Source organism: Stenotrophomonas sp. IS26 (assembly GCF_054188265.1).
In genome coordinates this window covers 323724-334619 of the sequence record NZ_JBSZJV010000001.1, presented here as the reverse complement: position 1 = coordinate 334619, position 10896 = coordinate 323724, and the positions used below count along the sequence as shown (strand labels likewise).

Genomic DNA, 10896 nt, shown 5'->3' with positions numbered 1-10896 from the left:
CGGGTCAGCCCGCGCTACCCGCCGTACTGCACCGGGCGCTAGTACGCGCCCGGGTTGCTGCTGAAACTGACCGGTACGCTGATCGTGGCCTGCCCGCCGTTGACCAGGTTCACCCCGACATTCACCGCGTTGGCGCCCACCGCGCCGCCACTGGCCGCTGCGCAGGTGCTGCCACTGGTGGCGCTGCAGGTCCAGGCGCCACGCAGCGTGGTGCCGCCGGGCAGGCTGTCGGTGACCACGGCGTTGGTGACGGCATCCGGGCCGTCGTTGCGCACCAGCAAGGTGTAGGTGGCGGTGCCGCCCGGTGTGTAGCTGCCGCTGCCGTCGGTCTTGGTGATCGACAGATCCGCCTGGCGCGTTCGATTGGTGATCCGGCAGACCAGCGTCACCGCGGTGGCGGTCATCGCTGGCGCCTGCAGCGTGAAACTGCCGCCGCTGCCCGAGGACACCACGGTGTTGTTCTGGTCCGTGCACTGCCAGGTGCTGGCATAGCGGGTCAGCGTGGTGCCGGCTGCGGCGGCTTCGGCCAGGGCGTAGCTACCGCCGGGGACAGTGATCACCGCCGCGGTGGCACCGTTGTTGCCGACATTGCTGGCCGAACCGACGGTGCTGCCGTTGTAGGTGATGGACAGATTGAACCGCCCGCTATCGCTGGTCGGCTGCAGGTCCTTGACCAGCTGCACTGTCGCCGCGCACGCCTGGGTAATGCCTTCCACGGTGAAGACCGCTTGGCCGATGCGGATGCCGAGCAGGCCCAGCAGGTTGTCGACCACCCCGCCGAGCACGGCGGTCAGTACCGGCGTGACCAGCGCATTGACCTGCGTGCGGATCGGGGTGAGCAGCACGTTGACGATGCCGTTGACGAGGTCCGCCACCGGCAGCGGCAACGCGATGCCACCCAGCAGTGTCACCGTGGGATTGCCGCTGGTGACCTGGATGCTGAGTGAATTGACCAGGGTGGAGACCATGGTCGCCGCACTGACCGTGCCGGCATTCAACGTGCGTGTCTGCGGATACGGGCCGGTGAAGCTGGCGCTCTGCAGCCCGGGGGTGGCAGTGGCGAAACTGCGGATGCTGACCGTCAGCGGGACGGTGATGTCAGCGATCGGCGTGAGCAGCCCCAACACGTTGGCCGACACCCGCACCCGCACGCTGAGCGAGGTCAGCGTGGCCGCACTCAGCGCTGTGTCGGTCAGCACTGTGCTGCGGTTGAAGAACGTCGCATCGCTGATCTGTCCGACATACAGGTTCACCAGGCCCGGCCGCGCCTGCAGCGTGACCGCGTTGCCGACCAGGTTGATCGCCGAGATCGACCCTTCCGCGCGCGCGACATCGGCGTAGACCTGCAGATGCAGGACATCGGCAGTGACGCTGGTGTTGGACAGGCTGACGCCCAGCAGATTCAGCCCATTGAGCGCTGCCGAGAGCGTGCCGGTGTTCAACCCCTGTACCAGATCCAGATCCAGCTTGATGCGGATCGCCGCGCTGTGGAAGGCAGCCCCTGCGGCACCGCAGGTGTAGACCGGCGGTTCCACCGCCTGCAGCCACAGGCGCACATTGGCGACGCCATTGAGGCCGAGCGCAGCGGTGTTGACCGTGATCGGGGCAGGCGTGGTGAGGACGTTGCGGAAGTTGTAAAGCTGCACGCCGCCAGTGAGCAGGTCCAGCACGTTGAGCCGCACGGTCGCCAGCGAGCCGGTCGGGAGCGCGATCTGCAGGATGTCCGCCAGGCGGATGCTGCCGCTCGTGCCCGCCACGCCGAGCGGCAACGCGTTGAGCACGTTGGCGGCCGCGGTCTGCCCGTCGGCCTGCAACACCTGCACCATTGCCGCACGCAGTTGCCCCAGGGTGATGTTGGCGTTGAGCACTTGGCTGGGGTCACTGACCACCACGCCGCCGTTGAGCTGGGTCAGCAGCGCGTTGAGATTGATGTTGGCGCCGGCCAGGTTGTTCCAGTCGGCCACGCTGAGATTCAGCGTGGTGCCAGGCAGCAGTGCGCCGAACAGCAGATTGAGGATGGGGCTCTGCGTGGAATCAATCGAGGCCAGGCGGGGCCCGGCGCTCACGCACGCACCGGCCGTGCAGGCCGATTGCGCACTGGCAGAAGAAATACCCGCACTTAATGCGATCAACATCACAAATAACAGCGAAAACGCCCTCAAGCTGAATCGCCGTAACGCTGACTTCACACCAGTAACTCTATCCATCGGCCATCCCCTGCGTCCTGGCCGAAGCGGTCTTTCACGGGCCGGTGGGTACCGACCATGATCGACAGGGCATCGGCCTGCTTCCGATGTTTTGGATGTCCCGGCGCATCATGGCCGGCTTGAGGGATTAACTACGTGCACGGATGAAAACCGTCAAACCGGCCACATCGTGCACAGGGGGAAGTTTCACTGTCGCCCGTCGGATTATCGGTGGAGCGATTGCAGCGACAAGGCCGGCAAGCAGTTCTGTACAGGCGGAGAAAAGAATCACTGCCCGGTAAGTATCGATAACCATCCACTGTTCAAGGAACGAGAGAGGGGAAGGCCATGTTGGCGATGTCGGATCGGATTCGCGCAGCACGCACCAGCGCAGGGATGTCACAAACGCAGTTGGCAGTGGAAACCGGGGTCAAGCGCAGTGCCGTAGCGCAGTGGGAACGCCGTGGAGGTACCCACCCGAGCGTGTCGCATCTGGCACATATCGCCATCTGTACGCGAGTGCGCTTCGAATGGTTGGCCACCGGCCGCGGCGTGTGCAAAGCCAGCGGGGAGGAACTGACGGTGACCGCGCCCGCACAGGATTACGTGCGCGATGATCTGGAGGGCAACGTTCTGTCGCTGCTGCGGCGCCTGCCACCGCGCAAGCGGCAGGTAGCGCAATCCATCATCGAGATGCTGGCCGTCTAGACGACGACCGCCAGTGATTACGCCGCCGGCTCCAGCGCGGCACGCGGCGGCAGCGACCAGTCGATGCGATCGTGGCCGCGGCGCTGCAGGTACTCGTTGGCCATCGAGAAATGGCGGCAGCCGAGGAAGCCGCGATGCGCCGACAGCGGCGAAGGATGCGGCGCCTTGAGCACGCGGTGCCGGCCGGTATCGATGACCTTGCCCTTCTGCTGGGCGTAGCTGCCCCACAGCAGGAACACCAGGCCTTCGCGCTCGCGGTTGAGGGTGTCCACCACGTGATCGGTGAAGCCCTCCCAGCCGCGCCGTTGATGCGAGCCGGCGTTGCCCGCTTCCACGGTCAGCACCGCATTGAGCAGCAGCACCCCGCGGTGCGCCCACGGCAACAGGCAGCCATGGTCCGGGCGCGGGATGCCCAGATCGGCCTCGATCTCTTTGTAGATGTTCAGCAGCGATGGCGGCACCGGTACGCCCGGCATGACCGAGAAACTCAGGCCATGGGCCTGGCCATACCCGTGATACGGATCCTGGCCGAGAATGACCACCTTGACCTGATCGAAGGGCGTGGCGTCGAACGCGGCGAAGATCTGCGGGCCGGGGGGAAACACCTGGGCACCGGCGGCCTTGCGCTGGCGCAGGAACGCGGACAGTTCCCGCATCTCCGGGCGCAGCAGGTAATCACCGATACGCGTCTTCCAGCTCGCTTCGAGCTGGATGCTGGGCACTACATCGTCATTCATCGCACGACAGGCTTTTCGTTGAGGCGGGACAGGCGCAGCTGGAACAGCACCTTGGTGATGAGCAGACGCTCTTCGATCGGCTTCTGCACCAGATCGTTGGCACCGGCCTGGAGCAGGCCGGACTGGTTGTGCGGGTTGCCGTCGCCGGTCATGACCAGCACCGGCAGGCGGCGCTTGCCATAGCCGAAGTCCACGCGCACGCGCTGCACCACATCGCGGCCACTGAGCTCGCCCTTGAGCGTGACATCGGTAAGCACCAGATCGATGCGGTGGCTGCTGCGGCCGAGCGACTCGGCGGTGAGCAGCGCGAACGCATCTTCGGCCGTCAACACGTGCAGCACGTTCAAGCCCTGCCGTTCGAGCATGCGCTTGGTCGCCTCGGCGACGACGCGGCTGTCTTCGACATACAGGATCGTCGCGCCCGGAATGGTCTCTGGCTGCACATAGCCACGGATGAAAGTGGCCAAGGCTTCGTGACCGAGCGCCTTGTCGAAATAATCGGTGACGTACTCGGTGAAGCGGCGCTGCTCCAGATGCTGCTGCGCATCGCCGGAGACCACGATCACCGGCACGTAGGCTTGGCCGGCCGCGTCGCGCACGATGCGCGCCAGGTCGAGCCCGTCGCCATCGCTCAGAGTGAGCGAGGTGGTGACCAGGCTGACCGGCCCGGCATCCAGCGCCGCACGCGCCTCGGCGATGCTCGCGCAGCCCACCACGTCCACTGCCGGCAGTTCGCGTTGCAGCACATCGGCAATCAACTTGCGGACCAGCTTGGAGCCGTCGACGACCATCACGCGCGGTGCGTCGTCGGCGAGGTGCTTGAGGGCTTGCGGACGCATGCGGGCCTCAGGTTTCGGTCGGGCGGGTCTGGCGCAGGAAATGCCCCGTCACCAGCCAGGCGCCCAGCCAGCCCAGCACCACGGTGCCGAGCAGCACGAACGAGGAATGCAGCAGGTCCAGCCCGTGCAGCACGAACGGGCTGCCGTAACTCTGCGAGAGCGCGGCCAACGGCGAGCGCAGCGCCAGCCCGGCCGCACCGATCAGCGCCAGCGCGACGGCACCGGCCCCCAGGCCGTACCACGCGCCCAGATACAGGAACGGGCGGCGGATGAAGCCATCGCTGGCGCCCAGCAGCTGCAGCACGCCGATCTCATCGCGGCGGGCCTGGATGTCCAGGCGCACGGTGTTGCCGACCACCAGCGCGGCACCGAGGCCGAGCAGCACCGACAGCACCTGCACCAGGCGCGTACCGAAGCCCAGCCAGCCATCCAGGCGTTTGCGCCACAGCGCATCATGCTGGACCAGATCGGCCTGCGGCAGGCCTTCCAGCGACTGCGCCAGGCGCGCGTCGTCGGCACCCTCGCCCGGGGTGACGATCAACAGGGTCGGCAGTGGATTGTCATGCAGCGCATCGATCGCTTCACCCAGCCCGGCACTTTCGCGCAGTTCGGCCAAGCCCTGCTCCGGGGTCTGCACGGTGACGTTGGCCACATCGGCGCGGCCGCGCAGGGTCTCGGCGACCTGGCGGGCCGCATCGGTACCGGCATCGGTTTTGAGGAACAGGTTGATGTCGCGCGACTGCTGCACGCTGCCGGCGAAGTGCTTGAGGTTGTCCAGCGCGATCGACAGGCCCAGCGGCAGGGCCAGCGCGAGCGCCATCACCATCACGGTGAGCAGGGTCGCCCACGGCTTGCGCCACGCACGGCCGAGGCTGAAGACCACGCTGTGGCCGTGATGGTGCAGCCACACGCCCAAACGCGACGGCGCGGCGGTTTCTTTGGTCACCGGAGTAGTCATTCGGCCAGGTCCTGCGGCGAGATGTCATCGACCAGGCGGCCGTGATCCAGGATCAGTACGCGCTTGCGCATGCGCCGCAGCAGGGCCAGATCGTGGCTGACCACCAGCACGCTGGTACCGCGATCGGGCAGTTCGGCAAACAACGCCATGATTTCCGCCGCCAACGTGGGATCGAGATTGCCGGTGGGCTCATCGGCGACCAGCAGCGTGGGCTCGCCGACGATCGCACGGGCGATGCCGACGCGCTGCTGTTCACCGGCCGACAGCTGCGAGGGCAGGGCTTTTTCGCGGTGGCCCAGGCCCATGCGTTCGAGTACCGAACGCACGCGCTTGCCGATCTCGTTGCGGCGGGTGCCGCGCAGGATCAACGGCAGGGCGACGTTCTCGGCGATGCTGCGGTCCATCAGCAGGCGATGGTCCTGGTACACCGCACCGACCTCGCGCCGATGCCGTGGAATACTCCCGCCGCGCACCTTCAGCAGGTTGCGCTCATTGAAGATCACCGCGCCGCGGCTGGGCCGCTCGTCGAGATGGATCAACTTGAGCAGGGTGCTCTTGCCCGCACCGGAATGGCCGGTGACGAACAGCATTTCCCCGGGGGCGACATCGAAGCTGACGTCCACCAGTGCCTGGTGGCCGCCGGCATATTGTTTGCTGACATTGTCAAAACGCAGGACGCTCATTCCCTGATTATGCAGGACGAGGGTGGCGCGTAGGTAACGGCAACCTGATGGGGCGCTGATCGGTAGTGCCGGCCGCTGGCCGGCTCCCCGTACTGCCTGCACCGTGCAGCGCCGGCCAGCGGCCGGCACTACCTGTGAATCGGCAACAGGATCAGCTGCCGGAGAGCATCCGGCGGATCTTGCGGCCCAGGCGCGTCAGGAACGAGGCGCCCGGATCGGCGGCAGGCGTGCCGCGCATCGGCTTGGCCGTCACCTGCACCGGGGTCACCGGGCCGGTCGCTGCAGCGCCCTCGGCACCTTCGACCGGACGGCCGTGGCGACGACGACGACGCTTGCGCGGCGCGCGCTCACCTTCCACCGCCGGGCTGCCATCGGCAGACGGCGCGGCGGTCGGGGCCAGCTGCGGCTTGACCTCGGCATCGACGGCGGCGACCGGCGGCTCGCCTTCCACGCGCGGCTTGCGCTCGCGACGCGGTTTGCCATCGGCACTGCGCTCGCCCGGTGCACGGCGTTCGCCACGGCCACCGGCCGGCTTGCCGCCACGGCTGCTGCCACCGCCACGACGCTGCTCTTCGGCGGCACGCGCTTCGCGTGCTTCGCGGAAGATCTGGCCGACGCTTTCGTTCTCGTCGCCCTCGGCATCACCCTCGCCTTCCGGCGACGGTGCACGCGGCGCGCGCGGGATCGGGGTCAGGATTTCGCTGGTGACCGGCTCGACCGGGATCTTCTGCTCGATGTAAGCCTCGATGTCCGGCAGGCCCATCGCGTAGCGCTCGCACGCAAAGCTGATCGCATCGCCTTCTTCGCCCAGGCGCGCGGTGCGGCCGATGCGGTGCACGTAGTCTTCCGCATCGAACGGCAGATCGTAGTTGTAGACGTACTTGATGCCGTCGATGTGCAGGCCGCGGGCGGCGACATCGGTGGCGACCAGGATTTCCAGCTGACCCTTCTGGAAGCGGTTGAGCAGGCTCTCACGCTTCTTCTGCGGCACATCGCCGGACAGCACGCCGACGCGGTAACCGGCCTTTTCAAGCGAACGCGCCACGCGCTCGACGAACACCTTGGTGTTGACGAACACCATGGTGCGGGCGCCTTCGCTGCGCGAGAGCAGGCCCAGCAGCAGCGGAATCTTCTCTTCGTCGGCCGGGAAATAGATGCGCTGGCGCACGCGGGCGGCGGTAATGGATTCGCTCTCCACCACCAGCTTCTGCGGCTCGTTCATGTGCTCGTAGGCCAGCTCCAGCACGCGATGGCTGAGCGTGGCGCTGAACAGCAGCGTCTGGCGCGTGCTGCGCTCGGGCATGCGGCGCAGCAGGAAGCGGATGTCCTTGATGAAGCCCAGGTCGAACATGCGGTCGGCTTCGTCGAGCACGCAGATTTCGCAGGCATGCAGCGAGACCACCTTGTGCTGCTTGACGTAGTCGATCAGGCGGCCCGGGGTGGCGATGATCACGTCCACGCCCTGCTGCAGGATCTCGCGCTGTTTGTCGTAGTCCACACCACCGTAGACCAGCGCGAAGCGCAGGCCGAGGTCGGAGCCGAACTTCACGGCATCCTTGTGGATCTGGATGGCCAGCTCGCGGGTCGGGGCCAGGATCAGCGCGCGCGGGTCTTCCGGCTTGCGATCGGCCAGTGCCGGGCGGGTCAGCAGGCGGTTCACCACCGCGACCAGGAAGGCCAGCGTCTTGCCGGTGCCGGTCTGGGCCTGGCCGGCGACGTCGCCGCCGGGCAGCGCGACCGGCAGGGTCAGCGCCTGGATGGGCGTGCAACGGGTGAATCCGGCTCCTTCAAGGCCGGCCTGCAGGGCCGGATGCAGCTCGAAGGAGGAGAAGGTCAAATCGGTCAGCGGTTTGTCGCTCATGAGTCCGTCTTGGTAAGGCCAGCCGGCAGAGGTGCGGGTGGCTTGCATCATCTTGGGGGGCACCGTCGCAAACGGCCCCTGCGCCGGGATTGGCGGGGCCGGACTCGGGTCCAGGGCGCCGCGCAATGCCCCAGTTTAACGCAATGTCGGCGGCAAACCGGGATCACCCGTCTCTCGACCCCGTGAGAATGCCCGCCCGGCGCGCCATTACAGCGCGTTGGAGCGGCTGGCATGCGCTCTGCACCTCGTATTCACCCGCCCTGCCGCCGGTTGAACGGCGCGGCTGGCGGGGCTGGAACCGTCGTCCTGGCCCCCGCATATCAACCGGGATCGTCGCGATAACGCAGGTGGGCGATCACGGGACGCTTCTTTCCAACCAGCGTCTGTCCGGTCACGGCGATAGCGGTACACTGCGCCCCGTGAGCGTCCAGGCATCCGCCGAACGCACCGCTGGCCGCCCGCGGCCACGAGGCACCAGACGAGGGTGACGCCCGGTTGGCGTTGCCCAAATTCAACTTCCTCCGGCCCTGCCGGGTGCATTACCAGACGAGAAACCAAGATGAGCGACAAGGTTGTACATGTCGGCGACGCCGACTTTGATAGCGCAGTGCTGAATTCCAAGGAACCGGTGCTGGTCGATTTCTGGGCCGAATGGTGTGGTCCCTGCAAGATGATCGCCCCGGCGCTGGATGAACTGGCCGACGCCTACAACGGCCGCGCCAAGATCGCCAAGGTCAACGTGGATCAGAACCGCGCCCTGGCTGCCAAGTACCACGTGCGCTCGATCCCGATGCTGCTGGTATTCAAGGACGGCGAAGTCCAGGCGCAGCAGATCGGTGCCGTCGGCAAGGCCCAGCTGGCCGGCATGCTCGACAAGGCCCTGGCCTGATCGCAGCGGGCAGCCGGCACCGTCCGGCTGCCACGCGGGCCCGTCGCCCGCATGAATGACCCTGCCCCACCCGGCTTGCGCGCCGCCGCGAGCCGGTGTTAGTGTCGGCATATCCGGCCGCATTCGCGCGCCGCATCTTCTGGACGCAGTTTCCTTCCAGATCCTTTCCCAACGTTCGCCGCCCTGCCGGGCGCTCGCACCTTCTAGCGAGGAATCCAGCACTTGTCCGATATCACTACTTCCGAACCCGGGAGCGCCGACGCGCCCGCCGAGAAGCGCGTGCGCAAGCCGCGCGTCGCCAAGGCCGCCGCCAACACCGCTGCCGAAGCCGGTTCCCCCCCTTCACAACCCGCTCTGCCTCTGGCTGCCGCGTCTGACGCGCCGGCGCCGGCTGCCGCTCCTTCGGCGGCCCCGCAGGCATCGGCGCCGGCAGCTTCTGCCGGTGGCGACGCATCGCCCTCGCAGGGCGGTGGTCAGCAGGACACCGGCGACGGTGGCCAGCGCAACCAGAATGGCCGCAACCAGAACCCGTACCAGCAGGGCCAAGGTCAGGGTCAAGGTCAGAATCAAGGCCAAGGCCAGGGTCAGGGCCAAGGCAACCGCCGCGACCGTTTCCGCAATCGCCGCGACCGCAACCGCGGTGGCGATCGCTACAACGACGACGGCATGCCGCAGGACAACGGCGAACAGCAGCCGTTCGTGCGCAGCCAGCAGGCCAACGTGCCCGAAGGCTTCCCGGTCTATTCGCTGAGTGACCTCAAGCGCATGCCGGCACAGAAGCTGCTGGAAATCGCCGAGCAGCTGCAGATCTCCGAAGGCGTGGCCCGCGCCCGCAAGCAGGACGTGATCTTCGCCCTGCTCAAGGTGCTGACCCGTCATGGCGACGGCGTCGCCGCCGATGGCGTGCTGGAAATCCTGCCCGACGGCTTCGGGTTCCTGCGCGCGGCTGAAGCCAGCTACCTGGCCGGCCCGGACGATACCTACATTTCGCCCAGCCAGATCCGCCGCTTCAACCTGCGTACCGGCGATCACCTGTCCGGCCGCATCCGCTTCCCGAAGGACGGCGAGCGCTACTTCGCGCTGTCGATCGTGGACACCATCAACGGTGAGCCGCTGGAAGCGTCCAAGAACAAGGTGCTGTTCGAGAACCTGACCCCGCTGTTCCCGCGCAAGCGCTTCACCCTGGAACGTGGCAACGGTTCGTCCGAAGACATCACCGGCCGCATCCTTGATCTGATGGCACCGCAGGGCAAGGGTCAGCGTTCGCTGATCGTCTCCCAGCCCAAGGCCGGCAAGACGATGATGATGCAGCAGGTGGCCACGGCGATCACCACCAATCATCCGGACGTCCACCTGATCGTGCTGCTGATCGATGAGCGTCCGGAAGAAGTGACGGAAATGCAGCGCACCGTGCGCGGCGAAGTCATCAGCTCCACCTTCGACGAGCCGGCCGCCCGTCACGTGCAGGTCGCCGAAATGGTGATCGAGCGTGCCAAGCGCCTGGTCGAGCACAAGAAGGACGTGGTGATCCTGCTCGACTCGATCACCCGCCTGGCACGTGCGTACAACAACGTGGTGCCCAGCTCGGGCAAGGTGCTGACCGGTGGTGTGGATGCCAACGCCCTGCACCGCCCCAAGCGCTTCTTCGGCGCGGCGCGTAACGTGGAGGAAGGCGGCAGCCTGACCATCATCGCTACCGCGCTGGTCGATACCGGCAGCAAGATGGACGAGGTGATCTACGAAGAGTTCAAGGGCACCGGCAACAGCGAAGTGCACCTGAGCCGTCGTATCTCCGAAAAGCGCGTGTTCCCGGCGATCGACATCAACCGCTCGGGTACCCGCCGTGAAGATCTGCTGATCGAACCGGAACTGCTGCAGAAGATCTGGATCCTGCGCAAGCTGCTGCATCCGATGGATGAAATGGCTGCGATGGAATTCCTGCTCGACAAGATGAAGAACACCAAGTCCAACGACGAGTTCTTCGGTTCGATGAAGCGCTGATCGGCGCATCATCCGGACAGGAAAAGGCCCCGCA

At 66.6% G+C, this 10896-nt stretch carries 9 protein-coding genes; 3 read left to right on the top strand and 6 right to left on the bottom strand.

Annotated elements, in window-relative coordinates; genetic code table 11:
- Positions 1-38: 38 nt before the first annotated feature.
- Positions 39-2066 (bottom strand): DUF11 domain-containing protein, encoded by a 2028-nt coding sequence (locus ACW6W5_RS01430; RefSeq protein WP_193222734.1) that lies wholly within the window; start codon positions 2064-2066, stop codon positions 39-41.
- A 468-nt stretch (positions 2067-2534) separates the two neighbouring features.
- Between ACW6W5_RS01430 and ACW6W5_RS01425 the strand changes: the two genes are divergently transcribed.
- Positions 2535-2894, top strand: a complete 360-nt coding sequence (locus tag ACW6W5_RS01425) for a helix-turn-helix domain-containing protein (RefSeq protein ID WP_121040399.1) — start codon at positions 2535-2537, stop codon at positions 2892-2894.
- 17 nt (positions 2895-2911) lie between these two features.
- Here ACW6W5_RS01425 and ung read toward each other — a convergent pair whose 3' ends face one another.
- The 5 genes from ung to rhlB form a co-directional block, all read right to left on the bottom strand.
- Positions 2912-3631, bottom strand: coding sequence for a uracil-DNA glycosylase (ung, locus tag ACW6W5_RS01420; RefSeq protein WP_121040401.1), 720 nt, complete (start codon positions 3629-3631; stop codon positions 2912-2914).
- Positions 3628-4470 (bottom strand): response regulator, encoded by an 843-nt coding sequence (locus ACW6W5_RS01415; protein WP_121040403.1) that lies wholly within the window; start codon positions 4468-4470, stop codon positions 3628-3630. The genes ung and ACW6W5_RS01415 overlap by 4 nt, the downstream gene beginning before the upstream one ends.
- 7 nt (positions 4471-4477) lie before the next feature.
- Positions 4478-5428, bottom strand: a complete 951-nt coding sequence (ftsX, locus tag ACW6W5_RS01410; protein ID WP_152150963.1) for a permease-like cell division protein FtsX — start codon at positions 5426-5428, stop codon at positions 4478-4480.
- On the bottom strand, positions 5425-6111 hold the full coding sequence (gene ftsE / locus ACW6W5_RS01405) for a cell division ATP-binding protein FtsE (protein ID WP_121040406.1): 687 nt from the start codon (positions 6109-6111) through the stop codon (positions 5425-5427). Before ftsE ends, ftsX begins: the two co-directional genes overlap by 4 nt.
- 151 nt (positions 6112-6262) lie before the next feature.
- A complete protein-coding gene (rhlB, locus tag ACW6W5_RS01400; protein WP_121040408.1) occupies positions 6263-7972 on the bottom strand; it encodes an ATP-dependent RNA helicase RhlB in 1710 nt (569 codons plus the stop codon).
- A 559-nt stretch (positions 7973-8531) separates the two neighbouring features.
- Between rhlB and trxA the strand changes: the two genes are divergently transcribed.
- On the top strand, positions 8532-8861 hold the full coding sequence (gene trxA / locus ACW6W5_RS01395; protein ID WP_019183509.1) for a thioredoxin TrxA: 330 nt from the start codon (positions 8532-8534) through the stop codon (positions 8859-8861).
- Positions 8862-9083: 222 nt separating this feature from the next.
- Positions 9084-10862, top strand: a complete 1779-nt coding sequence (gene rho, locus ACW6W5_RS01390) for a transcription termination factor Rho (RefSeq protein ID WP_152150961.1) — start codon at positions 9084-9086, stop codon at positions 10860-10862.
- Positions 10863-10896: the final 34 nt, after the last annotated feature.